This is a genomic window from Roseivirga thermotolerans (genome assembly GCF_014653175.1).
GTDB lineage: Bacteria > Bacteroidota > Bacteroidia > Cytophagales > Cyclobacteriaceae > Roseivirga > Roseivirga thermotolerans.
In genome coordinates this window covers 624,308-648,669 of sequence record NZ_BNAG01000004.1, presented here as the reverse complement: position 1 = coordinate 648,669, position 24,362 = coordinate 624,308, and the positions used below count along the sequence as shown (strand labels likewise).

Below are 24,362 nucleotides of genomic sequence, written 5' to 3'. Positions count from 1 at the left end.
GTTTAGGAATAAAGTGAGCAAATACAAATTGATGAGGAACGTACTAACGCTTGTTACCATCAGCCTTGTAACGCTCGGGTCATTAAAAGCTCAAAGTACTTTACACCAAAACAGCGACAACAAATACTATCGGTTTGGACTGGAGTTGCTGGATAAGGAAAAGTACAGTGCTGCCCGTGAGCAGTTCGAAAGGTATTTATTGGTAGGATCTGATGAAATTAAAAAGGCCGATGCAGAGTACTATGTCGCCCTTTGTGCCCTAAACCTGAACAATGCAGATGGGCCGCAGCTTATTTCTGAGTTTGTGAAGAAACGGCCCAGCCACCCGAAAGCTTCCAAAGCCTACTACAATTTGGGGGTAAATGCTTTTAAGGTAAAAGATTACCAAACCGCTAATAAATATCTCAAACTGGCCAATCTGAATGCACTCAACGATCAGGAGAGAGCAGAGACTTATTTTAAAATTGCCTATTCAGCCTTTAGCCTCAATCGAAAAGAAGAATCCATAGAATACTTCGATTTGGCCAAGCGTGAAAACGGAGATTTTCAGGCCGATGCGAACTACTATTCGGGCTTTCTGGCTTATGCCGATGCGGAATACGATAAGGCCATTGTAGACCTTCGTAAGGCTGAAGAAAGTGAAAAGTATAAGTATCGTGTACCGATTATGATCACCAGCTCATACTTTAAGCAAAAGCGATACGGAGAAGTACTGGCCTATGTGGGTAAGTTTAAAAATGTAGACGAGGAGCGCAAGCGAATGGATTACCTCTATCAACTGTATCAGTTGGCAGGAGAGTCGGCATTTGCTGAAGCCCGCTATGATGAAGCTTTGGAATTTTATGGCTTATACCGCAAGCTGGCAGCTCAAAGCATTAGTAATGAAACACTCTATCGCATAGCCTATGCCAACTTTGCTGTGGGCAATGCCGAACCGGCCATTGAAGACTTTAAGCGGGTGGCTTTAAAAGAAGACACTCTTGCGCAATACGCCTCATATTATCTGGGGCAGCTTTACGTAGAACAGAGCAACTATGTATTTGCCACTTCTGCGTTCGACAAAGCCAGCAAACTGCCTTTCAATAAGGAAATTCAGGAAGAATCGGCCTTCAATGTAGCCAAAGTCAATTTCGAATCGAAAAATTATTCTCAGGCTATTACCTCTCTTGACCGATTCATCAATCAATATCCTACCTCACAATACATTCCTGAAGCCAACAACCTTTTGTCTGAGGCTTTTCTGAATACAAGCGATTTTACCCGGGCCATAACCTTTATTGAACGCATTAAGAACAAGAGCCCTAGAATTCAGGCTGCATACCAGAAAGTGACTTTTTATAAAGGAACAGAGTACTTCAACAGTGCCAACTACACCAATGCAGTGCAATTATTCGATAAGTCTTTGACTTACCGAATAGATAGTGATTTGGAAACTGCTGCTCTATTTTGGAAGGCAGAAGCCCTGGCCACTGCTCGAAACTATACCAATGCCATAGACGCTTACCAGCAAGTATTCAGAACCCGTAACCGAGACTCTGAATATTACTTAAAGGCCAACTATGGTATTGCGTATGCCTATTACAATACGCGCGACTACCCCAATGCCCGTATCTATTTTAAGCGCTATGTAGATGCCCTGGAAGGCGCACAAAGCAAATTGAACTATGATGATGCGCTTTTAAGGTTGGCCGATTGCTACTACGTAGATAAGGCTTATGCCACGGCCATATCGTACTACCAGAAAGCCATAGATACCAACAACCCGAACATTGACTATGCCTATTTCCAAAAAGGAGTGGTTAAAGATTTTCAGGATAAGAGCGATGAGGCCATAGAAGCTCTTGATGTAGTGATCAACAGGTATAGCCGTTCCAGATACTACGATGACGCCATTTATAAGAAGGCGCAAATTCAACTGGAAAACAGGGAGTATAGGGCTTCCATTCAAGGATTCAGCCGCATAATCGATCGGTTGGAGCAAAGCCCCTTTATTCCCTATGCCTATGAAAGCAGGGCGTTGGCATACTTCAACCTAAATGAATTGGAAAAGGCAGAGGAAGACTATAAAACCATATTGGATAAGTACGTTACCAGTAGAGTGGCCAACTCCGCACTTTTGGGCTTGCAGAATACCCTTAAACTCAACGATAAAGTATTGGAGTTCGATCAGTACCTGGCCAAATACAAAAGTGCAAACCCAGACAATCAGGCTCTTGAAAACATAGAGCTGGAGTCTGCCAAAAACCTGTATTTCGGTCAGCAATACAATGCTGCTATTGGAGCGTTTGAAGACTATGAAAAGAATTATGCAGGAAGCCCGCTAAGGCATCAGGCTAAGTTTTATAGGGCCGAGTCTTACTACCGCCTTAACAACACTGATAAAGCACTGGAATTGTATTACGAGTTGGATCGCGAAGCCCAGGTGACTGACATAGATGTGGTTTTCCAAAGAATAGGAGAGCTGCAATTGAAAGCCGGAGACTTTGGCGAAGCGGCCAATTACTACAGTAAACTGGAGAAAATAGCCATTTCCAAGCGTCAGGAAAACGATGCGTGGGCGGGGCTTTTGGAGGCCCATTTCAATTTGGGACAATACGACCAGATGAGAACCTATGCCCGAAACATTATAACCAAAGGCAACATTAGTCAAGATCAGGTCAATAAAGCTCAGTTATACCTGGCTAAGGCCTCCTATATTGAGGGTAACTTTAATGTTGCCATCGATGAACTTCTCTCCACCATTAATACTGCTAAGAATAAGTATGGGGCAGAAGCCCAGTTTTTACTCGGTAAAATTTTCTATCAGCAAGGGCAATACCAACAGTCATTGACTACTCTTTTTGAGTTTAATGAGAATTTTTCCGATCACGAAGAATGGCTGGGTAAGGCCTTTTTGTTAATTGCCGATAACTACATTGCCCTCAATGAGTTATTCCAGGCCAAGGCCACCGTAAACTCCATCATTGAATATTCCGAAGTGGTTGAAGTGGTAGAAGAGGCCAGAAAAAAATTAAGTGAAATAGAAAAGATGGAAGAAGCCTTGCGCCAGAAAGAAATAAAAGGCGATAGCACTCGAATGGACTCAACTCAGGTGAAGAAAGGAGGCAACAATGAATAAGCTAATTAAAGCGACATGGGTTGCAGGCTTTTTGTGCCTGGCTTTGCCTGCAGTAGCTCAACAAGGACAGGGCAGCCAACTGGAAGAAGCAGAGATTGTTATTCGGAAAGATCGAAGAATTACTTTGCCACCGGCCACACGGAATTTCGAGAAAATACCTCAATTGCCGGTTAGTGAAACTGATACCAAGCAAGAGTATACTTTCAAGCGTTTCAGTTACAGGCTGAGCCCCTTAGAACCGACTTTCAGAACCGTAAATTTTCAGGGTAATGAGCGCATTTCTGAGCTCACCAGCAACTTCTTAAAACTAGGCTATGGCAATTATCAAACGCCTTATTTAGAAGGTTATCTGGGGTCTAAGCGTCAGGAGTCTTATCTGTTTAATCTGTACGTGAGACACCTGTCATCTAAAAACGGTCCTGTATTCGATGAAAACTCAGGGGAAGGAAGAACTGAGGCCGCCATTGGAGCCAAGTACTTTAGCAATGTAAACAAGGTGTCTGGCTCTATGAACTATAGCAATCATAAGGTTCATTTTTATGGTTATAATCCGGTGTTGAACTATGAAGCCGGTCAAATAGAGCAGAAATTTACTCGCTTCTCTACCAACGTGCTTATAGAGAATGCCAACAAAGAGCAGAATTTCGACTATCACTTTAAAACCGACTGGATTTTCTTTAAAGACAACTTCGATGCACGTGAAAACAAGTTTAACTTCGATGTAGGTGGCTTTTATATTATAAATGACGACCTACGATTGAGTGCCGACTTATTAGCCACACTCTCCAAACGTCAGGATTTGCAGGAAGACAACCGTAGTTACCTCAACTTCAGGCCCAGAGTCAACTATCAAACCAATGGCTTTACCTTCAAAGCCGGGTTCAATCTGGCCGGAGACAATGGCTACAACAAGGGATTGCAGTTCTACCCAACCATTAAAGCCGATTATGCGCTTAGTTCGGGTTTTAGAATTTATGCCGGAATCGATGGCGATATTGAGTTTAACTCTGTAGAATCTTCAGTTAATGAGAATCCGTTTCTCATGGCCAATTTCGACCTGAGAAATACTGAAAAGAAGAGTGAGTATTTTGGAGGTCTGGACTTTGAGCTTTTTGAAGGATTTACCCTTAGCTCAGGATTTAGCTACGCCTCGCTCAACAATCTCCAGTTTTTTACCAACGGATCGGATTCCACACGTTTTGAGATTCTCTATGAAGATGGAACCACCCGAAGACTCAATGTATTTTCGGCCATTAATTTTGAGAACACAGGAAAAGTGAGAAGCTCGCTTCGCTTTGATTATTTTAATTACGCATTGGCCAGCTTAGAGGAAGCCTGGCATAAGCCCAATTTTAAAACAGCCTTCAATACTACCATTTTCCCAATTAAGAAGCTCACAGTCACCACAGACCTTTATTACTTGGCAGGACTAATGGCTTTGAACAGGGAAACGGCCCAGACTTTTGAGCTTGATGATATAATTGACCTGAATTTGGGTGGAAGGTATGAGATAAATGAACGATTTGGCGTATTTTTGCAGATAAACAACCTGTTCGGCAAAGAATACGAGAGGTATCTCAACTATCCATCGCGTGGTATTCAATTCTTAGGTGGATTATCAGTGGCTTTCTAGTCTTACTCTCTGCCCGTTTTTGTATAGCCTTTATTTTACTAATTTGTAAATTCATCTTTCAACCGAATTCAAATGGCAGCAAAAAAGAAAAGCGACTCATCTAAAGAAGAAGATAAAGCAAAAAAAACCGGAAGGAAACGAGGTGCTAAGCCATCGTCCAAGCCCAAAAAAGAAGAAACTCCTAAAGAACCGGAGGTTACAGACGATGACTTTGGCTTAGACGATATTGAACTTGAGCCAGTAGATGAAACTTCTGATGAGCCGGTAGCCACCGGTTTGGTAGAAGACCCTGTGGCCGATATTGAGCCGGAGGAAGAGTCGGTAGAACTTACCAAAGAACCGGAGCCAACTGAGGAAACCAAAAAAGAAGAACCCGAACCCTTTGTGTTCAACACTGATGAGAAAGAAGCCAAGCCTCAGGAAAACTCTTCTGAGCCAAGCTCAAAAGCAGGGAAGGAGGAGAAGAAGGAAAATAACAACGGTATTATTGTCCTCATTGTCATCCTAATACTGGTAATAGCTGCTGCCGCCTATTACTTTTTGGTATTTAAGAAAAAGAATGTGGAGCTAGAGCCTGTGAAGACCGAACAGCCTCAAAATACACCGCCACAACAGGAGCCCGAGCCAGAGCCTGAACCAGAGCCAGAGCCGGTAAAACCAAAAGCAGAACTATTCACAATTTCAGCGCCTGAAGGCCGTTTCTATGTTGTGGTCGGAAGTTTTTATGACGAAGATCTTGCGGAAGATAAAGCCAAAGCTATAGTGGCCTCAGGAACAAGTGCTTACTTACTCAACCCTACAGGTCAACTTAAATTTCATAGAGTAGGAATAGCACAGTCTGCAACTATGGCTGAAGCCGAACAAAAGAGAACAGAGTTAGTATCAACTTTCGGAGAAAATATCTGGGTACTGAAATATTAAAATGGTGATATTATTGCAACAACTAGCCGCTGGAGATACTACATCTGTTGGCGGAGGAGAAGATAGCGTTCTTTTCTTTTTTGAATTATTGTTAAAGGGTGGTTTTTGGCTCATACCACTAGTCATTCTTTGGTTCATGGCCATTTACATTTTCTTTGAACGGTTAAGAAACCTCAACAGGGCCTCCAAAACTCCTTTTGAGTTCATGGATAAAATAAAAGACCTGGTAGTAAATGGCGATGTGAACGGTGCCAAGTTGCTTTGTGCACAGACCGATTCGCCCATAGCCAAAATGATTGAAAAAGGAATTCATAGAATTGGGTCACCTTTAAAAACCATCGAAGCCTCCATAGAAAATGTGGGTAAAATAGAAGTGTACAAGCTTGAGAAGAACCTCTCGCTGCTGGCAACCATTTCTGGTGCTGCTCCTATGATAGGTTTTTTGGGTACCGTTTCCGGTATGATTCAGGCCTTTATAGCCATAGCCCAAGAAGAAGGTTCTGTGAGTCCTAAGTTACTTTCTACAGGTATTTACGAAGCCATGGTGACCACTGCAGCTGGTTTGGTGGTAGGTATTATTGCTTATTTGGGCTACAATTACCTTGTTTCTAAGGTACAGAAAGCCATTCACTACATGGAGTACACTTCCATAGATTTTATTGACTTGCTACAAGAGCCCCAGTAATATGGATATAAAGTCAAAACATAAAGTAGAGTCGTCTTTTAGCATGTCTTCAATGACAGATATTGTTTTTCTGTTATTGATTTTCTTCATGCTCACAGCCTCCTTTATTACCCCCTCTGGCTTGACGGTGAATTTGCCTACAGCAGCATCTTCAACCATATCGATGCAGAAGAACAGTTTAACCATTAGTGCCGATTTACGTTACTTTCTGAACGATCAGGAGGTAACTCCTGAAACACTAGAACGAGAACTTATGCGTTTAACAGGAGGGCAGGAAGGAACCCTAAGTTTGAATATTGATGCAGCGGTACCTACCGGACACACAGCAAGAGTAGCCGGCATTGCTGCAAAGCTCAAGCAAAAAACCGTGTTGGTAACACGGCCTGAATAATAGAGTCATGTCAGATCAGGAAAAAAAAGACAAACGATTTAGCATAGTAGTGTCGGCTATTATTCATAGCTCGTTGATAGCACTATTCCTGATTTTAGTGGCTTGGAGGGCTCCCGATCCACCGCTTCCTGAATATGGTATAGAATTGAATTTAGGTTTTCAAGAAGCAGGTAGTGGCGATTTAGAACGCAACAACAAGGCTGAAATTGAAGAAACCGAAAATGATACTCCTCCCGATGCTGAGTCAGATACTGATAACTCTGAAACAGAAGAAACTGAGCAGCAGGTAGAGCAGAAGACCGAAAAAGCAGAAGTAAAGCAAACTCCTCAAGAGCAACCCAAGACTACACCGGTAACAGAAAAGCCCAAAGAGGCTCCCCCCGTAGAACAAACCGTTAAAGAAACAGTAACCAGTCCGGAAAAGTCTGAAGTTAAGGTTGAAGAGAAAACCACACCTGTAACCGAAACTAAAAAGGAAACCACAACGCCTCCAAAGCAGGAAGAAACCAAGAAGGAAGAGGTGAAACCAAAAGTTGAGGAGAAAAAAGAAGAACCAAAGCCCAAGCCTGTCATCGATAACAGGGCGCTAATGGGGGGTAAAAAGACTAACACTGATAGTAAGGAAAAGGCCTCTAACAACCAGGGTACGCAAACAGACACCCGTGGTAATATGGGGGATCCTAAAGGAAAAACGAATACCAAGGGAACAGATCCGGGAGGTGCCGACTTAGGAGTTAGCTACAGCCTTGATGGTTGGAAGTGGCAAAGCCCTCCGGCAGAAAAGGATGACTCACAAATAGACGGGGTCATTAAGTTCTCCATTGAGGTGGACGACAGAGGAAAAGTATTGAGGGCCACCATTATTCCGGGAACCACCATTAGTGATAACACCGTGGTAGATTTTTACCGTAAACAAGTACTTAACCTCAAGTTTATTCAAACGGATATGTCAAAGGCACCCGCCCCAATTTCTAAAGGCGAGGTTACCTTTGTAATCAAAACCAATTAAGGTCTTCTGCGAATGGTTCCTGAGCCACTTATTCGCTGCTCTACCTCAGGATTCCCCTTGTAGAGAATGTCACCGGAACCGGAAATCACAGCGTTCAGATATTCCGTAACGGCTACTTCAATATCGCCCGAACCGGAGACCCTTAATTCAGCACGGTGGGCTTCCAAATCGAATCCGTTAAACTGGCCCGACCCATTAATGCTGACAACTAATGACTCAGTAAGTCCGCAAGCATAGACATCGCCCGAACCATTAATCTCTAAAGTCAGCTCATCAGACCCCAGGCAATCTTCCACCAGAATATCACCCGCCCCATTGAGAAAGAAACCTGAAATTTGAGGCGCACTTATGTAGATATGGAGCATTTCGGCTCTACGAATATTGGTGTTCGCGATGGTTTCCAGCTTCAGTTTCTGATTCTCGACCCTTACCTCAATTAGGTCGTGCAGGTTTTCATTGGTTCGAATGCGAACCGTATGTTCATTGTCTTTTCGAACATAAAGCCTGGCCGGAAGCTGTAGATATATGGCCTGGAAAGAGTCTACAGAATGCTCCATTTCAATCACCGGCCCTCGTCCGGCAATACTTTGCTCATCGCAACCACTAAGGGTCGAAATGAGCACAACTAGCAATAAATAGATGGTTAACTGTTTTTTCATTTTGAGTTTATGACATTTAATTGGATGACGTTGTAAGGCACCTTCACACGTATCCGGTTCAGAAATTTATTGGCTTGGGCTTAAATTGATACCATGCACCTAGTATCTTCGTACCATGACCTATCAGGAGGCGCTTGATTACATGTTTAAGGCATTGCCCATGTACCAAAGAGTGGGACAGTCTGCTTTTAAAAAAGATCTTACCAATACATTAAAGCTTTGCAACGCGCTGGGAAATCCACAACAGAAATTTAAAAGTATCCATGTAGCCGGCACAAATGGGAAAGGAAGCACCTCTCACATGCTGGCCTCAGTGCTTCAGTCGGCCGGATATAAAACCGGCTTATATACATCACCCCACCTTAAGTCTTTCACCGAGCGGATAAGACTCAATGGTAAGGAAGCCGAGCAAGACTTCGTAATTAATTTTATTAAAAAGCATAAAACGCTAATTGAGGAAATTAAGCCCTCCTTTTTTGAAATCACAGTGGTAATGGCTTTCGAGTACTTTGCTCAGAAAAAAGTAGAAGTGGCCGTAATTGAAGTTGGGTTAGGAGGCAGGCTTGACTCTACGAACGTTATTAGACCCGAACTTTCCATAATCACTAACATTGGTTTCGATCATATGGAGTTGTTGGGGGATACCCTGGCCAAAATTGCAATGGAAAAGGCCGGTATTATTAAAGAGAATGTTCCGGTAGTAATTACAGAAAAACAAGCTGACACCGTTCCTGTTTTTACTCAGATAGCCAATAACCGCAATGCCCCCATAACCTTTGCAGAAGAGGTGCAATTTGATGCCATTCCGCTTTCCGATTTAAAGGGAAACTACCAGGCCAAAAATGTGCGAGGAGTACTTACAGCTTTGGACATTCTGCGTACTGCTGGTTGGAAAATTTCTGATGAGGCCATTCACCTTGGGCTTCAAAATGTACAGGCTAACACAGGATTAAAAGGGAGATGGCAGCAAATTGGTTCTCATCCTTTAACTATCTGTGATACAGGCCATAATAAGGAGGCATTTGAATATATAGTACGCCAGATTCAGCGAGAATTATTTGACCAGTTATACATGGTTTTAGGCTTTGTGAAGGAGAAAGACCTAAAGCCAATTCTGAACATGCTGCCGGAAGATGCTGTACTTATATTTTGCGAACCGCAAATACCACGTGCTCTTTTGCTGGAAGAGTTGAGAGAAAGAACACAGTACATGAAGCAAACCAGGTATTACATTCAGGATGTGAATAGAGCCATCACAAAGGCCCGTAGTTTAGCATCGGAGGGCGATATGATTTACATTGGAGGAAGTACCTTTGTGGTAGCAGAAATTGAAGAGTTGTAATGGGGAGATCGAAACTGAAGCGTTTTGCACAGAATGTTGAAAGGCACAATGTACTGGAGGATAGCAAAGCACTGTATAAAGAACTGAAGGGGAATTGGAATGTGTTGTACTTCTCCAAAGATCAGCCAATTACGGTTGAGCTGGCCTGTGGAAAGGCCCATTATACTACCGGCCTGGCAGCTCATTTTCCCGACAGAAATTTTGTGGGTGTAGACGTTAAAGGAGATAGACTTTGGGTGGGTAGCACTATTGCTATCGATCAAAATTTGAACAATACCGCATTTTTGAGGGCTCAGATAGAACACTTAGATCAGTTCTTTGCTCCACAAGAGGTTAATGAACTTTGGATAACTTTTCCTGATCCGAGACCCAAAAAGCGCGACATTAAAAGAAGGCTTACTTCACCGCGATTTCTGGAACTTTACAAGCTCATTCTCCATAAAAACGGTTTGGTGAACTTTAAAACGGATAACACGCAGCTTTTTGACTATACGGTGGAATTGCTTCAAGAACGTAAGGATACCGAAATTGTAGCCCAAACACACGATCTTTATAGTTCACCTTTGCTGGCGGATCATTACGGTATTCAAACCGATTTTGAGCGGAAGTTTTTAGAGAAAGGCGAGACGATAAAATTCTTAAAGTTTAGATTTAAAAATGAAGGCTGATTTATTCGGAAAACCCGTTCACTGGTTAACAGCCCTCTATTTTGTGGTGGGAGGAATATTGTTGGTTTCTACCAGCCATGGCGATCTGGTGCTTTGGTTAAACGATCGGCATAGTCCTTTGGCCGATTCGTTTTTTAAGTATTGGACCTATGTGGGCGATGGTTTTTTACTGGGGCTGGTGGCTCTTTATTTTCTATTTACACACTACCACCGATTCTACACCCTTTTAATCGCCATAGTTTTCCAGACCCTTTTTGTGCACGTTTTTAAACAATGGTTATATGCCGGTGAGCCACGCCCAAAGTTGTTTTTTCAAGATGAGCTAGACCGGTTGAATTTTGTTGAAGGAGTTACGGTGCGTAGCTATGATGCCTTTCCCTCAGGACATACGGCCTCTGCATTTACACTGGCTTTTTTTTTAATGCTTGTGGTTCGGTCTAATGCCTTACGAATAGCTCTATTTATATCGGCCATACTTGTAGGCATAAGTAGAATGTACATACTACAGCACTTTGCACGCGATGTATATTTCGGGAGTATATTCGGTATTCTTTCGGTCGTAATTGCCTATGCCATCATGGCACCTAAAAGTACACTTCCGAAACTCCAGTGGGGTCTTTTAAGAAGGTAGGGTCTATGGGCCCCAGCGCATTATAAGTGTAGTAGGGTTTTCGAATAGGTCTCTTGCCTCAGAATGATACACCAGACCCTCAATTTGCTCCAACTCATCCCTAAACTCTGTGCGGGAAATGACATATCCTGAAGGTGATTGCTTCATTTGCTCTTTCAGCCCATCCAGATTGTCGAAGCGTGTAATTTCTCGCTCCAAAGCAAAAACAAAAGCCGGATTTAGCCGCTGATAGGATAAAACCATCTGGGTCTCGTCTATTTGCGGCAATAATTTTCTCACCGGATTTTCAGCGTCTACCGGAGGAAAAATGAGGTGGAAGAAGAGTAAAATTGTGATCAACCATCCGGCAGCATTACTCACCAATAGAGGGTAAATTCTTTTCTGAATGAGCCATACAACATTGAGCACTCCCAATAGACTTAGTGGAATAAAATACCAGGCCAGATAACTCAGGTGACCCAGGGAATCATCGGCCTGAAGCCCGACATATATACCCACCGGAAAAGCCAGAAGCACTATGGTGTACATTAGGTGTCCAACCTTATTCCATGTGTTTTTAAGCCATTGTTCATCGATTCGGGATAGATAAACTCCCAGTATCACGGCCAGGGCAGGGTAGGCAGGAACGGTATAGTTTGGAAGCTTAGTGCTTGAGGAAGCAAAGAAAACCACTACCACCAGCGTGGCTATAAGTACGTAGAGTAACGGCTCTTCTTTACGCTGCTTTATGGCATGCTTCACACTTTGAAAGACAAAAGGTGTAAATGTGAGCATGCCCAGGAGAAACACATAGGCAAACGTGATTAGGAAAATGCCCTCATGGCCTTCCATGGCCTCTGAGTAGCGCGATAGGTTGTGTTTCAGAAAAAACTCTTCGGTCCATGCGCCATTGGTTTGACGATGGACCTCTCGATACCACGGAAAGGCCACCATAAAGGAGATCAACAAACCGCCCACGGGTTGTAATCTCCATATAGTTTTCCACTTAAAGTCTTTATTGAACAACAGAAAAAACAGAGCAGTGAGCCCCGGCAAAGCAATGGCAATCGGTCCTTTGGTTAAAATGCCGCAGCCAATGGCAAAGTAGAAGAAAAAAAGCTGCCAGCGATTGTGCGTTTTATAGGCCTCATAAAACGATATAAAGGCCCAGGTAGTAAAGAAAATCAGGTAAGGATCGGGAACCGACATGTGAAACTGCAAATTAAAGTGCAGCGATGTGATGAGCACTAAAGCGGACCAAATGGCAGCCCTGGTATGAAAATGCTTGAGCACAAATAAGAAGGTGAGTATTACGGTGAGCACTCCAAAAAAGGATGAAAAGAAACGTGCTCCAAATGGATTAACTCCGAAAAGTGAATAACCTGCTGCCATAAAGTAGTAATGCAGGGGTGGTTTATCGGTTCTTAATTCACCGTTGTAATAAGGCACCACATAGTCGCCTGTGGTAAACATATGCCGGGCAGCCTCGGCATTTTTGGCTTCATCGAGAGCGTATATATCCAGCCCACCAATGTTGGCGTACATCACAGCTATGGCCAGAGCAACAATACAGGCAAATATGATATTCAGTTTCATGCGCTCACAAAACTAATTGAAATTGCTATAAACAAAGGGATTTTATAGAAGTGATACACAAAGGCCCTGATTAGGTATTTGAGGCAGAACTCATTTACTTTGCACTGCGAAAATTTGGCCCACTTAAATAGCTAGCAGATACATGAAACTTTCGGTGGTTGTTTCACTCTACAACGAAGAAGATAACGTTATTCCGTTGTGTGAAAAGGAATACGAGGCGTTGGAAGGGATAGACTATGAGTTGATTTTGGTAGATGACGGCTCAACCGATAAGACCGTAGAAAATGCCAAAAAAATAGCTAATGAGCGTACCAAGCTATTAATCTTCAATAAAAACCATGGGCAGAGTACCGCTATGCAGGCAGGTATTGATGCTGCAGAGGGAGATTATATAGTGACTATGGATGGCGACTTGCAAAACGATCCGGCCGATATACCGGTAATGATGGCCAAGTTGGAAGAATCGGGAATGGACGTGGTGGCCGGAGTGCGAGCCAATCGGCAGGATGGCTTTGTTTTACGTAAGTTTCCCAGCAAGATTGCCAATTGGATTATCAGGAACACAACCGATGTGCGTCTGAGTGACTACGGTTGTAGCCTTAGGATATATAAAAAAGACATTGCCAAGAATCTGGGGCTATACGGAGAACTTCACCGCTTTATCCCTGTACTCGCCAAACTTCAGGGAGCTAAGATGACGGAAGTCGATGTGCGCCACCATGCCAGAATTCACGGACAATCTAAATACGGCATCAATCGGACTTTCAGAGTTATGGCCGACCTTATTCTGATGATCTTCTTCCAGAAGTATCTTAGAAGGCCAATGCACCTTTTTGGCGGTTTGGGTATTGCCACCTTTATTATCGGTTTTCTAATCGACCTTTACCTGGTGGTGTATAAATTCTGGACCGGTGAAGATATTTGGGGAAGACCGTTGTTACTTCTGGGAAGCATTCTTATCCTGGCCGGAATACAATTCATTACAGTGGGTATTATTGCAGAACTTATGATGCGAACCTACTTCGAATCGCAAAACAAGAAAGTATATCGTTTAAAAGAAACCTTCGTTGGCAAACCAAAAGCTTAAACGGTGGCTCAAGGTGGCCGGGCAGCTTATTATTGCTGTATTGGCTATTCGCTTTGTGGTTAAGGAAATAGATCTTAACGAGCTAAAAACCACGCTTTTATCAGCTAATTTCTGGTGGCTCATTCTGGCACTTGCCGCTTTTCTAGCCTCTAAATTCCTTAGCGCTTTTAGGCTCAACTTCTTCTTTAGGGCACTCGGGCTCAAGCTCAACGATTGGTTCAACCTAAAACTTTATTTACTTGGCATGCTCTACAATCAGTTCTTACCGGGCGGCATTGGGGGCGATGGGTACAAAGTGTATTTGCTCAATAAGTGGTATGGAACACCCTTGAAACAGCTTATAGGTGCAACCTTGCTCGACCGTGTGAGTGGTGTAGTTGCCCTTGGTTTTTTAGCTTGCGGACTTGCTATTTTTGGGCATACCGCCACGGCACTCGGAGCCTTTAGTTTTATACTGTGGTTGGGGCTTATTTTTGCATTTCCAGCCTATTATTTACTCGTGCATTTATTATTTAAGCGTTTTAAGTCCGTTAGTCATACCACCAACCTTCAAGCCCTTGGTGTTCAGGGACTTCAGGTGATTAGTGCTTTTCTTATACTCAAATCGCTTGGAGTAGAAAATGCCAATATAGACTACCTCACTCTCTTTCTGATCACTTCGGTAGCCGCCACTCTGCCCATATCTTTACCAGGAGGCATTGGGGTGCGTGAGTTGGTCATGGTGAAAGGTGCCGGCTATTTGCTTATAGACCAGACCAGTGCCACCGCTTTGGCTACATTGTTTTTTATCATTAGTCTTTTCAGTGCGTTGGGAGGGCTACCTTTTCTCAGGCTTTCGCAACCAAAAGATTAGGAAAAGATTAGTCAATTTATTGTCCATAATTTACATTAGTGGGCAATACTACTAGCTCTTATGAAAAACCTTTCATTATTAGCCCTAATGCTCTTTTTGGGCCTTACACAGCCAGCATTGGCTCAGGAAATTTCAACAAAAAAGCTTATCAATAACCATTTCAAGGCTATCGAGAAATACAAAACCCTGGACATTGAGGATGAATCCATGGAGCAGTTCATAATGAGAGGAACCATGGCCGTGGGAGAAATTAAAAATATACCTCTGACCATAACCTACTGGAAAAGCCACGCAAGAATGGAAATGGAGTTTATGGGGGCTAAAATGATTCAGGTATCCAACGATTCTATTTCCTGGACCAAAGACCCCTTTGCGAAAGGCTACACCTTTGAGAAAGAAGATGGAGATGTGGATGCTCTGGGCTTTGATGAAACAAAGGCCTATGACCTAAAAGAACTGATAGAGCTAGCCGGCTGGGAACCCTTAGAAGTTAAAGAAACGGTTCTGGACTCTCTTGAGGTATATGAGCTTATGATAAAAACCAAAGCTTCTGATTTAAACGACATTGAGAGCGATCTGACCTATAGCTTTTATTTTGAGAAAGATACCTACTTCATGATTGGGGTAAGTCACGATGACGTCTACAGTCTGAGCCTAAACTATGATGTGATAGATAACATTCTTCTTCCTACAGTTTATTTATCCATTAGCGAAGAGGATGGCGTTATGCGAATGGATATATCGGAATACGATTTTGAAACCTCCATCGATGCTGCGCTTTTTGAGATGACGCAGGAAGTTCGTGAGGCTTATTCGGCTCATTTACAGGCCGAAAAGAGTAAGACTTCAGAGCCATCTCCAATTCAGGTTTTGTTCGAAGAAGGTGTGAGTCTTTTGGGTGAAAAGAAATACGATGACGCCATAAAGAAATTCAACAAGGCGCTGGAAATTAATGCTAACGACAACATTGTACTGAACAGAAGAGGTTTGGCCAAGTTATATTCAGGCGATACCTATGGAGCTATTGCCGACTTTGGACGGGCCATGGAACTGGCCGATTCCACCGAGTATCCAACCCTCTACAATAATCTGGGGCTGGCCAAATACTACCTGGGCGACTACAAGGGAGCCAGAGCGGACTACGAAAAGGCTTTGGCGGCCGATTCTTTCAACATAAATTATAACCAGAACATGGGGCTTCTTATGTTCAGGTTCGATGATTACGAAGGGGTAGACAAGTACTATTCCAGAGCCATAGCCATAGACAGTACTGTTGGTAAGTCATATTATCACCGGGCTATTGGCAGAGCCGAGCTGGGGAAATATGAAGAGGCGTATGCCGACTATGTGAAAGCCGGAGAACTAGGTGTAGATTTGGCGGAATATCACAACTACAAAGCAGTGACCTTATACCGGCTAGAGCGCTATAGTGAGGCCGGAGAGGCTGTTCAGGCAGCTATTGAGCGTGACAGCACTAACAATCAATACTATTACAATCTGGCCGAGATATATGAGGTAAACGAAGAGTACAACAAAGCGGTTGAGCAGTATAACCACCTACTCAGGCGCGATAGCACTTTACACCGGGTATATGCCGCCAGAGCCTTGGCCTATTGGGAACTTTCATTGATGAAAGCCGCTAGAGCCGATATTGATAAAGCCATTAGCATGAGTCCTGAGTCTGCTGTCTACTATGATTATAGGGCTTATATTAAAGAAGAGGCAGGCGACTATACCGGAGCTATTGAAGATTATACGTCTTCACTCAATCTGGAACAAGATGCCAATATCTATTATCGCAGAGGGCTTGCAAAAATAAACATCAGCAATAAGTTCGATGCCTGCACAGATTTTAAGAAGGCTGCAGAACTAGGGAATGAGGATGGCAAGCAAGCACTGAGCGAACATTGCAAGCTTTAAGTGTGATCAATAATTAATAACCGTTACAGTTCCTTTGCCCAGTGCGGAAACAGTCACAATAAAAAGTTTACCATATTCCTTCTCATCGAGCTGTTCAAACCGTTGCTCTCCAAGGAGTAAGTTTGCTACCATAGGCGTGGTATTTGAATGACCCGCTATGAATACGGTTCCGCCCTGGTGTTTTTTTAGCATTTCGGCCAGGTAAGTGGGGCTTCGGAAATCGTAATCCATTACCTGTAGCTGATGCAATTGTGCTACCGGAGCAGCCGTGGAGCGAGTTCGTTTAAAGGGAGTAGAGTAGACAGCCGAAATAGGCTGGTCTTTCAGTAAAACAGCCAGTCGTTCAGCCCTGGCTTTTCCTTCTGGCGATAAACTAGGGTCTCTGGGGTCATCATCACCCTTTTCTGCATGGCGTACTAATATAAAGGTAGTTAAATCAGATTGTGCCAGAATGGGACTCACTCCAAAGCCTGAAACCAGCATCAGGCAGATTATTAGCTTTCTCATAACCGAAAACTACACAAAATTTCTTTGGCAGATGAAGCAAACAGGAGGAGTGGTAAAGCTATGGGTTGAAAAAGCAATATTGGCAATCAGGCCCACTCATCATCTTCAAGGGCTTCCAGAATATCGGCCATTTCATCGAACTCTTTATATCCGGGGCGAATTTCGTTCCCACCCTTAAGGGCAATTCCTTTGGGTTGAATATTATCCAAAATAGCCTCTACCGTGTCTACAGATACACCGCTGCCCAATACAATGGGAGAGGTGGTGGCCAGTTGGGCCAGATCGTTAGTGCCGGCCGACTCATCTTCAAGAATAATATAGTCTAATTGTTTACCCCACTTTTCCCATGCCTCCCGAGCATCGGCCAGACGATCAGTTCGATAGATCACGCTTTTTCCTGTTGAAAGAGCTTCGTTAATCAATGAAACGGAGCTAACCATAATGGCCTGAAGATCATATTCAGCGATTTGCTCTTTGAGTGAACCTGCAGAAGATTCCAATTCAAATTCGCCTACAAATTCAACCCCTGAAACCCATTCTGAAAGCTCTTTAAACGACTGTGGATCAGTATAGTTATTGTGTTGCTTTTCAATGTTAAATCCAAGCTGATTAACTAACATGCCTGCACAATATCGGGCATCGCTTAAATTGTTGATTCCGCTTACAATAACAAAAGTCTTTAGGGCCATTACTCAAGTGTTTTTAGCTGGGCAAAACTAAGTCATTCCAAAAACTTAATCTAAAATGTAGAAGGGAAATGAGGACAAAACTTAGGGTAAAGACGGTTCGATATGTATATAAATCAGAATTCTACGTTAGTCATCAGGAGCATTACCCAGTTCTCATTTTAGAATATTATGAGACAGCAGGTCTAAATGTTTGCTAAACGATTAATTAAGGTCTTAATTCGCTATATGAAACTCAAAAACTGGTTTCTGTTTCTCTGTGTTGTGTTGGCAACAGTTTGGGCCTGTGGCCAGGGATCCGATGAAGAGCCTGAGGCTCCGACTGACCCTAATTTGGGGAAGTCGTACTTCTTTCTGGAGCAAGGCAAATACCGGGAGTACAATGTATATGAAATCCGATATCAGGCGGTCGATATCAGCGATACCCTGCGCTATCAGTTGCGAGAAGAAGTAGGCGAGGCATTCGAAAGCCCTAAAGGGCAGGTTTCTCACTTTATCAGACGGTATACACGACCAACTTCTGCCCAGGCCTGGGAGTTAGACTCCGTATGGACCGCCCGAATTGAGGGAGATAAGGCCATATCGGTAGAAAACAATGTTCCCCTTATTAAAATGGTCTTTCCTGCCGATACTTCGCGCAGATGGGACGGCAACCTCATGAATAGCAGGCAGCCGGTTATCCAACGCTTCAAAACTTTCAATAAGCCCTTCACCGTAGGCCTCAATACCTTCCTGGAGGCGGCTGAGATAGAGATTAGCAACCAAGATGACGGAATCACTTTTCGGGATATTCGCAGAGAAGTTTATCGCGATAGCATTGGACTCATTTACAAATTCTATAACCAGGTGAAACTATGCTCTCGCCCGGAATGTCTTGGTCAAAACAAGGTGGAGTCCGGTAGACTATACAGGGAAGAGTTGATAGCCCATGGTACCCTCAATGAAGAAGATTAGTAGCATCATCATACTGGTTTTGATAAGCCTTCAATCGGCTGCCCAAGATCGGTACATGGTCTTTTTTAAGGATAAGAACGGGACCCCTTACAGCACAAGTTCGCCCCAACAGTTTCTTTCGGAGAGAGCCATTCAGAGGCGGGCAAAACAAAATATTCCTGTCACAGAAGAAGACTTACCGGTTAGTCCGGTATATACAGCTCTGTTGGAGCAAATGGGGGTGCAGGTATTTTATACCACCAAATGGATGAATGGGGTTCTGGTTCAGATGGATAACGGACAGAAGAGCCTGGTAGATAACCTTGAATTTGTGAGAGCTACTGAGTATGTGGGCCCGGATGCCCCACTTTCCAAAAGCTCATCGCTTACCGTGCAGGACAATGCCGGCAACATTTGGAATGAAGATGTGACCTCATTGCCTCAGTTTACTATGCATGGTATAGATGAGATGCATGATTTTGGACTAAAAGGAGAGGGGATAATTATTGGGGTGTTTGACGATGGTTTTCAAAACCTGGGGTCGATTCCTGCCTTCAATGGTTTGACACAGGGCAATCAACTGCTCTATTCTTTTGACTTTACCAGAAATACTGAGAGTGTAAATAACGGCCGACATCATGGAACCAGGGTACTTTCGCTTATGGCCGCCAATGACGAATACTATACGGGAACGGCCCCCAATGCAAAATATATATTGTGCGCTACCGAAGCTCCGGGAGAATACAGAATAGAAGAGTACAACTGGCTGTTTGCAGCAGAAAAGGCCGATAGTGCCGGTGTAGATATTGTAAATACTTCTCTGGGATACTCCCATGGCTATTCGGACCCATCTATGAACTACAGGCCCGAGCAGTTGAACGGTGCCACTACAGTGGTAACCCGCGCAGCCAACATAGCGGCATCTAAGGGCATTCTGTTAATCGTTTCTGCAGGCAATAGCGGGACCGTTGTTTCGGCTCCGGCCGATAGTCCTTATGTACTGGCGGTTGGTGCCATTAATGAAGATGGGCTATTGGCAGGCTTTAGTAGCCGGGGTACATATACACCCGATGTCTTTAAACCCGATGTAGTAGCTCAAGGGCAAAGTACCTTACTCATTTCGGTAGAAGGCACCTATTTACGACAGAATGGTACGTCTTTTTCAGGCCCCATCATCTCAGGTTTTGCGGCAGGTATATGGCAGGCCTATTCCGGCAAAACTGCTGCGGAAATGCGAGAGATAATTCGTAACTCCGGAGATAGGGCCTCTGAACCGCACCAGCAATTTGGCTTTGGCGTGCCTAATTTTTTGAGAGTAGTGCAACTGCTAAAACAAAACACTGAGGGATCGGCTTCAATTTTTAACGCCTATCCAAACCCCACTCAGGCCGACCTGCAAATAGAAGTAGATGAAGCTTTCTATGGAGAGCGTATTCAAATAGAGATAATTTCGGCCAAGGGCCAGCTTACCAGGCAGGTAGAATTCATTCCATTCGGTCACAGAAATCCGTTGACCATTAGCTTGCAGGAAAACGGTGTTTACTTTGTTCGGGTAATTACCAATAGGGGAGCAAGCTCTCGTAAGATCATTAAATATTGATATATATTTGTGCATGAGCTCACCCATTATTGCCCCTTCTGTACTCGCGGCAGACTTTGCCAATCTTCAGCGCGACATTGAAATGCTCAATGAGAGCCAGGCCGACTGGATTCATATTGATATTATGGATGGCGTCTTTGTACCGAACATTTCTTTTGGTCTTCCGGTGATGGAAGCCATTAATCAATATGCGAAAAAGCCACTGGATGTACATCTGATGATTGTACAGCCTGAGAAATACCTGAAGGCATTTAGAGATGCCGGTGCGGCTACTATTACCGTGCATTACGAAGCCTGCAACCACTTGCACCGTGTGCTGGAAGAAATAAAAAGTCTGGACTGTAAGGCCGGTGTGGCTATAAACCCTCACACCAATGTGCAATTGCTGGAAGACACTATTAAAGACATCGATGTGGTGTGTATGATGAGTGTTAATCCTGGGTTTGGTGGACAGAAGTTTATAGAGAATACCTACAAAAAAGTGAGGCAATTGAAAGAGATAATTGCCGAAAACAATGCACAAACGCTTATTGAAATTGATGGAGGAGTGAATGGACAGAATGCCGGGCCTTTGGTTGCTGCCGGAGCCGATGTGCTGGTGGCCGGGAGCTTCGTTTTTAAATCGGTAGATCCGCTGCTGACCATTGAAGAGTTGAAGAATCAGTAAGAAGTAACTCTGTTTTTAACCTGAGTTCGATGTACGAAAAGAACGTCATGCCGGAAAAACAGGTCTTAAACTCTCAAAAAGGGCTGTTTTATCCGGTATCTCAACAGAGCCTAAATGAGATTGCGGATATTTTCCTTTGCGTATGTGAAGTTTTCACAGGAAAATTCCGCAATGACGTCCTAAGAGGGGATATTTTTCTACTTACTTACATCGAACTCAGGTGGCTTTAAAGAAACATTTGTTGAAGAGCCTTCCAAAGGCTCTTTTTCTTTTCTACATCACTGGCAATTTCACTAAGCGCATCGGCACGTAGCATTTTTCTCGGACCCTCAGATTGAGGAGAATAGAGGGCAAGTGATTGCAATGGAGCACAGGTGTTTGTCCCAAAATCAATCAGTTGCTTGTGTTTGTGCTCAGCAAGAATTGCCTCAATTTGCTCTCCAGTGGCATTTTTGGCGTGCACCAATAGCACATCGTCTTCCGATCGTTTAACCGAACCCAATATTTTAAGTAGCAGTTCTTTTTCTTCTGTGAGCGCCTCATTTGCCCAATTTACCAGAATGATACAGGCTTTTAGGTTATTGCCAGAGGTGCTCAATGCCTTTAGTTTTATTTCTGCTTTAGGCTCTTCGGCTACTGAAACAGGTTGTTCCTCGGCATAAACAGCAGGGCTTGGGGTAGGGGCAATCGAAACCCTATTGGCTTCGGCACTCTTTACCAGATAAACAGGTTCCTGAATAAGTTCCTTGAGAAAAGCAGCATCAGACATAAGCCAAAGTTACAATTTCAGGCCATGGCTACCAATGGAGAGACTTCAATTATTCAGCTTTGCCAATGGTTTTATCAAAGAATATGCTCTTTAGCTCGGTAGCTTCTTCAGGCTTCATTCGTTTGGCCAAAACCAGACGCAACTGGCGTCTTCTCAAGGCTCCCTCGTACAACTCTTTCTCCTCATCTGTTTCAGGCATAAGCTCAGGCACATCGATCGGACGACCGCCTTGGTCTACAGCCACAAAGGTGAAGAAGGCACTGTGGCTTTTAAACTTGGTGCCTGAAGGAATGTTTTCAGCGAATACCTCTACATATACTTCCATAGAGCTACTAAAAGCCCTGGTTACTTTAGCTTTTAGTGTTACTACATCGCCCAGCTGAATAGGGTGTTTAAAAGAAATATTATCGGCCGAAGCAGTTACCACTATTCGGTTAGAATGTTTTTGAGCAGCAATGGCAGAAACTACATCCATCCAGTGCATGAGTTTGCCTCCCATCAGGTTATTGAGGGTGTTGGTGTCGTTGGGTAGCACCAACTCTGTCATGGTTACGCACGACTCACTCGATTTTTTTGCTTTCTTGGCCATAGTTTATTTTGTGAGGTGCAAAAATAGAAAAGAAAGGGTAAGTGTGCAGAGATTGAATGGGATTATTTAGAATATAATATGCATGTAATAATTAACATATGTTAATATAAATTAACAATAACCAGACATCTATTGTCTGGTTATTGTCTGTGGAAGTTCGTTCAATTCGATTTTCCAATCTGTAAGTCTCTCTCTATGAAGCCTCCGCGGGTTGAAAGTACTTTTACTTTGCCTTTTGCACCCTCTATACCGTTTAGCTCAATTTCGAAAACGGCTTCTTTGGTTTCTCCGGGAAGGGTACGATCGAGATAAATGGTTTTATCGGCCAGGGTGGGAGATACTATCTTAAGTTTGGCCTCATCTCCACCTTTTAACAGTTCTCCGTTAAACTGAAGTTGTACCCGGTCTTCTCTCACTATCTTAACCAACTGGGCTTGCTTTAGGGCGGTTGGTAGCTGGCCCACATTGGTAAACTTAACTGTTACTCTGTAGGTGTTTCTGTTTTTCTTTTCAACCGTCACATCATTTAGCTCTATAAGCGGCAGTTCCATGGCCATTGCCAGGTTAAAGAGTGCCTGCTTTTTAGCCCATCGCTCCAGTTGCCAGGGTGGGCCGTTTTGGCTAAAGAACTTAGGATGAAAACCGCCTATTTCTACCTCGCCAAGAGTGGGGTGAACAAATGGCTCCCATTCTCTGAATCCTCTGCCACCATTTTCCTCATCGTCCCACCGCAAGGCATCATAATCATCATAAACACCATCGTTGTCATAGTCTTTCATGGCTCCGTTATTCCACAGTTCATCGCCATACCAAATAGAACCGTAGTAGAAATAGCCGAAGTCTGGGCCATGGCCAAACAGTGGGCTGGGTTTTAGAGGGTCTCCGGTAGTGCGATTCACTTTGTAGCGGGTGGCGTAGGTTTCGTACACATCGCCTGCCCAGGGGTAATTGGTAATGGTAAGGCCAAGGCTGTCGTACTTTTTATAGAGTTCCAGATCTTCAAGATACATGCGTTCTTCGCTTTTCGAAGTACTGGGAGGTCTCAGGTGCATAGGTACGCGGGTGTCCATAGAATTCACAACGGAAATATTGGGGTGTGAAAGGGCCCAAAGCACGGTGTAACGAGACTCAGGTTCTGAAGTAGGGTAGGCCCCGGCTCCATACTGAGTATAACCTCTTCCTGTGGCATCGCCACCCACATCAGGTCTCCAGTTTTCCGGGTAGTTTCTGTGCAAATCCAATCCACCTATTCCATCTTCATTGAACCGGCCATCTCCATCATTATCAATGCCTTCCGAATAAACAAAGTAGTCTCCACCTTCTTGTACCCGCTTCATCAAACGGCCCTTAGGGTCTCTGGGGTCAATTATATGTGTACCCTCTTCGCCTTCTTTGGCTTTTACCCTAATTTGATAAATGATACCATCACCGTCCAGGTCTTCTTCATCGTCTTCATCTAACAAGCCATCCCGGTCATTATCATGCGGCCTTACGCTGCTTCGGTTTCTTTGAGCCGTATGCAAGTAGAGGTTGCTGCCATCGGGGTTGTTTTGTGGTCTCAGGTAAATGGCTTTGGTGTCAATAAGGTGGGTAATGGCCTTATCCACCCCGTAATTTTCCAGAAGGTGCCGGGTGAGCCAGAGAATGGACTCGCTGCTGGTAATCTCACCGCTATGACGTCCGCCTTCAAAAAAGGCTGCCGGTTTATCGGTGTCTTTGCCGGTTTTTTTGTTGGTAATGGTCATTTGCAGAATCGGGCGGCCCTCAAAACTTTTGCCCACCTCGTAGAGGTCTACAATGTCCGGATACTTTTCTGCCCACAGCTTGTACCAGTAGTACATCACATCTACCGTATGATAACTCTCAAAGTCGAGCTGTTTGAGCGGTTCATACTGCACCTCGGGGTGGCGGTGTTGTCTGAAAAAACTCACTCCGTGCCTTTCACCTTTCACAGTGTAGTAGGTGGTGTCATTGTCAGATTCCGGCCAGGTCTCAGGGTTCAGAGATCTTACCTGAAAGGCCTGTAAGGGAGCCATAATCAGCAAACTTAGAAATAGCGTAGTAATTGATTTCATAAGATCATTTGGTTGAAAGGGGAAGATAAGAATATTCAACTGAT

The 24,362-nt window shown here is 43.8% G+C and carries 22 protein-coding genes; 15 read left to right on the top strand and 7 right to left on the bottom strand.

The window, feature by feature from the left end:
• Positions 1-31 precede the first annotated feature (31 nt).
• The 6 genes from IE164_RS16560 to IE164_RS16535 all read left to right on the top strand — a co-directional run bounded on the left by IE164_RS16560 (position 32) and on the right by IE164_RS16535 (position 7,757).
• Positions 32-3,118 carry a tetratricopeptide repeat protein gene (locus IE164_RS16560; protein WP_189631366.1) on the top strand — a complete coding sequence of 1,029 codons (3,087 nt, stop codon included), beginning with the start codon at positions 32-34 and terminating at the stop codon, positions 3,116-3,118.
• Positions 3,111-4,751, top strand: coding sequence for a porin family protein (locus tag IE164_RS16555; RefSeq protein WP_189631365.1), 1,641 nt, complete (start codon positions 3,111-3,113; stop codon positions 4,749-4,751). Before IE164_RS16560 ends, IE164_RS16555 begins: the two co-directional genes overlap by 8 nt.
• A gap of 72 nt (positions 4,752-4,823) precedes the next feature.
• Entirely contained in the window at positions 4,824-5,672 is an 849-nt protein-coding gene (locus tag IE164_RS16550; RefSeq protein ID WP_189631364.1) for an SPOR domain-containing protein, read from the top strand.
• A gap of 4 nt (positions 5,673-5,676) precedes the next feature.
• On the top strand, positions 5,677-6,357 hold the full coding sequence (locus IE164_RS16545) for a MotA/TolQ/ExbB proton channel family protein (RefSeq protein WP_373299031.1): 681 nt from the start codon (positions 5,677-5,679) through the stop codon (positions 6,355-6,357).
• A 1-nt stretch (position 6,358) separates the two neighbouring features.
• Positions 6,359-6,748 (top strand): ExbD/TolR family protein, encoded by a 390-nt coding sequence (locus IE164_RS16540; protein WP_189631362.1) that lies wholly within the window; start codon positions 6,359-6,361, stop codon positions 6,746-6,748.
• Between the two features lie 7 nt (positions 6,749-6,755).
• The gene (locus IE164_RS16535) at positions 6,756-7,757 is read left to right on the top strand and encodes a hypothetical protein (RefSeq protein ID WP_189631361.1); all 1,002 of its coding nucleotides are present in this window, start codon (positions 6,756-6,758) and stop codon (positions 7,755-7,757) included.
• Here the strand turns inward: IE164_RS16535 and IE164_RS16530 are convergent.
• On the bottom strand, positions 7,754-8,416 hold the full coding sequence (locus tag IE164_RS16530; RefSeq protein WP_189631360.1) for a head GIN domain-containing protein: 663 nt from the start codon (positions 8,414-8,416) through the stop codon (positions 7,754-7,756). The two genes, IE164_RS16535 and IE164_RS16530, sit on opposite strands and share 4 nt — an antisense overlap.
• A 115-nt stretch (positions 8,417-8,531) precedes the next feature.
• Here IE164_RS16530 and IE164_RS16525 point away from each other — a divergent pair, with 115 nt between their 5' ends.
• The 3 genes from IE164_RS16525 to IE164_RS16515 are packed head-to-tail and all read left to right on the top strand — an operon-like array spanning position 8,532 to position 11,057.
• Entirely contained in the window at positions 8,532-9,758 is a 1,227-nt protein-coding gene (locus IE164_RS16525) for a bifunctional folylpolyglutamate synthase/dihydrofolate synthase (RefSeq protein ID WP_189631359.1), read from the top strand.
• A complete protein-coding gene (gene trmB / locus IE164_RS16520) occupies positions 9,758-10,426 on the top strand; it encodes a tRNA (guanosine(46)-N7)-methyltransferase TrmB (RefSeq protein ID WP_189631358.1) in 669 nt (222 codons plus the stop codon). Before IE164_RS16525 ends, trmB begins: the two co-directional genes overlap by 1 nt.
• Complete coding sequence (locus IE164_RS16515) at positions 10,416-11,057, top strand: phosphatase PAP2 family protein (RefSeq protein ID WP_189631357.1); 642 nt, start codon at positions 10,416-10,418, stop codon at positions 11,055-11,057. The genes trmB and IE164_RS16515 overlap by 11 nt, the downstream gene beginning before the upstream one ends.
• A 3-nt stretch (positions 11,058-11,060) precedes the next feature.
• Here the strand turns inward: IE164_RS16515 and IE164_RS16510 are convergent, their stop codons facing one another.
• On the bottom strand, positions 11,061-12,632 hold the full coding sequence (locus IE164_RS16510) for an ArnT family glycosyltransferase (RefSeq protein WP_189631356.1): 1,572 nt from the start codon (positions 12,630-12,632) through the stop codon (positions 11,061-11,063).
• Positions 12,633-12,774: 142 nt separating this feature from the next.
• Between IE164_RS16510 and IE164_RS16505 the strand changes: the two genes are divergently transcribed.
• From IE164_RS16505 to IE164_RS16495, 3 genes are read left to right on the top strand one after another with little or no spacing between them, the layout of a single operon-like run.
• On the top strand, positions 12,775-13,719 hold the full coding sequence (locus tag IE164_RS16505) for a glycosyltransferase family 2 protein (protein ID WP_189631355.1): 945 nt from the start codon (positions 12,775-12,777) through the stop codon (positions 13,717-13,719).
• Positions 13,700-14,572 (top strand): lysylphosphatidylglycerol synthase transmembrane domain-containing protein, encoded by an 873-nt coding sequence (locus IE164_RS16500; protein ID WP_189631354.1) that lies wholly within the window; start codon positions 13,700-13,702, stop codon positions 14,570-14,572. The genes IE164_RS16505 and IE164_RS16500 overlap by 20 nt, the downstream gene beginning before the upstream one ends.
• Before the next feature lie 60 nt (positions 14,573-14,632).
• Positions 14,633-16,492, top strand: a complete 1,860-nt coding sequence (locus IE164_RS16495) for a tetratricopeptide repeat protein (protein ID WP_189631353.1) — start codon at positions 14,633-14,635, stop codon at positions 16,490-16,492.
• A 6-nt stretch (positions 16,493-16,498) separates the two neighbouring features.
• Here the strand turns inward: IE164_RS16495 and IE164_RS16490 are convergent, their stop codons facing one another.
• Together IE164_RS16490 and IE164_RS16485 are read right to left on the bottom strand one after the other, a co-directional pair.
• Positions 16,499-16,999 carry a SixA phosphatase family protein gene (locus IE164_RS16490; RefSeq protein ID WP_189631352.1) on the bottom strand — a complete coding sequence of 167 codons (501 nt, stop codon included), beginning with the start codon at positions 16,997-16,999 and terminating at the stop codon, positions 16,499-16,501.
• Between the two features lie 86 nt (positions 17,000-17,085).
• Positions 17,086-17,688, bottom strand: coding sequence for a beta/alpha barrel domain-containing protein (locus IE164_RS16485; protein ID WP_189631351.1), 603 nt, complete (start codon positions 17,686-17,688; stop codon positions 17,086-17,088).
• A gap of 225 nt (positions 17,689-17,913) precedes the next feature.
• Here IE164_RS16485 and IE164_RS16480 point away from each other — a divergent pair, with 225 nt between their 5' ends.
• From IE164_RS16480 to rpe, 3 genes are read left to right on the top strand one after another with little or no spacing between them, the layout of a single operon-like run.
• Complete coding sequence (locus tag IE164_RS16480; RefSeq protein ID WP_189631350.1) at positions 17,914-18,639, top strand: hypothetical protein; 726 nt, start codon at positions 17,914-17,916, stop codon at positions 18,637-18,639.
• Complete coding sequence (locus IE164_RS16475; RefSeq protein WP_189631349.1) at positions 18,626-20,218, top strand: S8 family peptidase; 1,593 nt, start codon at positions 18,626-18,628, stop codon at positions 20,216-20,218. The genes IE164_RS16480 and IE164_RS16475 overlap by 14 nt, the downstream gene beginning before the upstream one ends.
• Before the next feature lie 13 nt (positions 20,219-20,231).
• Entirely contained in the window at positions 20,232-20,885 is a 654-nt protein-coding gene (gene rpe / locus IE164_RS16470) for a ribulose-phosphate 3-epimerase (protein ID WP_189631348.1), read from the top strand.
• 226 nt (positions 20,886-21,111) lie between these two features.
• Here rpe and IE164_RS16465 read toward each other — a convergent pair whose 3' ends face one another.
• The 3 genes from IE164_RS16465 to IE164_RS16455 form a co-directional block, all read right to left on the bottom strand.
• Positions 21,112-21,654: a DNA polymerase III subunit psi gene (locus IE164_RS16465; protein WP_189631347.1), complete on the bottom strand. Its 543-nt coding sequence runs from the start codon at positions 21,652-21,654 to the stop codon at positions 21,112-21,114.
• 49 nt (positions 21,655-21,703) lie between these two features.
• Positions 21,704-22,243 (bottom strand): acyl-CoA thioesterase, encoded by a 540-nt coding sequence (locus IE164_RS16460; RefSeq protein WP_189631346.1) that lies wholly within the window; start codon positions 22,241-22,243, stop codon positions 21,704-21,706.
• Positions 22,244-22,404: 161 nt separating this feature from the next.
• Positions 22,405-24,318, bottom strand: a complete 1,914-nt coding sequence (locus IE164_RS16455; protein ID WP_189631440.1) for a M14 family metallopeptidase — start codon at positions 24,316-24,318, stop codon at positions 22,405-22,407.
• Positions 24,319-24,362 lie beyond the last annotated feature (44 nt).

Excerpts from the sequence above, each read along its gene's own strand:
- IE164_RS16465 (WP_189631347.1), bottom strand. The coding sequence starts at position 21,654 with ATGTCTGATGCTGCTTTTCTCAAGGAACTTATTCAGGAACCTGTTTAT.
- IE164_RS16560 (WP_189631366.1), top strand. The coding sequence starts at position 32 with ATGAGGAACGTACTAACGCTTGTTACCATCAGCCTTGTAACGCTCGGG.
- IE164_RS16485 (WP_189631351.1), bottom strand. The coding sequence starts at position 17,688 with ATGGCCCTAAAGACTTTTGTTATTGTAAGCGGAATCAACAATTTAAGC.
- rpe (WP_189631348.1), top strand. The coding sequence starts at position 20,232 with ATGAGCTCACCCATTATTGCCCCTTCTGTACTCGCGGCAGACTTTGCC.
- IE164_RS16540 (WP_189631362.1), top strand. The coding sequence starts at position 6,359 with ATGGATATAAAGTCAAAACATAAAGTAGAGTCGTCTTTTAGCATGTCT.
- IE164_RS16510 (WP_189631356.1), bottom strand. The coding sequence starts at position 12,632 with ATGAAACTGAATATCATATTTGCCTGTATTGTTGCTCTGGCCATAGCT.
- IE164_RS16505 (WP_189631355.1), top strand. The coding sequence starts at position 12,775 with ATGAAACTTTCGGTGGTTGTTTCACTCTACAACGAAGAAGATAACGTT.
- IE164_RS16525 (WP_189631359.1), top strand. The coding sequence starts at position 8,532 with ATGACCTATCAGGAGGCGCTTGATTACATGTTTAAGGCATTGCCCATG.
- IE164_RS16550 (WP_189631364.1), top strand. The coding sequence starts at position 4,824 with ATGGCAGCAAAAAAGAAAAGCGACTCATCTAAAGAAGAAGATAAAGCA.
- IE164_RS16495 (WP_189631353.1), top strand. The coding sequence starts at position 14,633 with ATGAAAAACCTTTCATTATTAGCCCTAATGCTCTTTTTGGGCCTTACA.
- IE164_RS16555 (WP_189631365.1), top strand. The coding sequence starts at position 3,111 with ATGAATAAGCTAATTAAAGCGACATGGGTTGCAGGCTTTTTGTGCCTG.
- IE164_RS16460 (WP_189631346.1), bottom strand. The coding sequence starts at position 22,243 with ATGGCCAAGAAAGCAAAAAAATCGAGTGAGTCGTGCGTAACCATGACA.
- IE164_RS16515 (WP_189631357.1), top strand. The coding sequence starts at position 10,416 with ATGAAGGCTGATTTATTCGGAAAACCCGTTCACTGGTTAACAGCCCTC.
- IE164_RS16490 (WP_189631352.1), bottom strand. The coding sequence starts at position 16,999 with ATGAGAAAGCTAATAATCTGCCTGATGCTGGTTTCAGGCTTTGGAGTG.
- IE164_RS16455 (WP_189631440.1), bottom strand. The coding sequence starts at position 24,318 with ATGAAATCAATTACTACGCTATTTCTAAGTTTGCTGATTATGGCTCCC.
- trmB (WP_189631358.1), top strand. The coding sequence starts at position 9,758 with ATGGGGAGATCGAAACTGAAGCGTTTTGCACAGAATGTTGAAAGGCAC.
- IE164_RS16535 (WP_189631361.1), top strand. The coding sequence starts at position 6,756 with ATGTCAGATCAGGAAAAAAAAGACAAACGATTTAGCATAGTAGTGTCG.
- IE164_RS16480 (WP_189631350.1), top strand. The coding sequence starts at position 17,914 with ATGAAACTCAAAAACTGGTTTCTGTTTCTCTGTGTTGTGTTGGCAACA.
- IE164_RS16530 (WP_189631360.1), bottom strand. The coding sequence starts at position 8,416 with ATGAAAAAACAGTTAACCATCTATTTATTGCTAGTTGTGCTCATTTCG.
- IE164_RS16475 (WP_189631349.1), top strand. The coding sequence starts at position 18,626 with ATGAAGAAGATTAGTAGCATCATCATACTGGTTTTGATAAGCCTTCAA.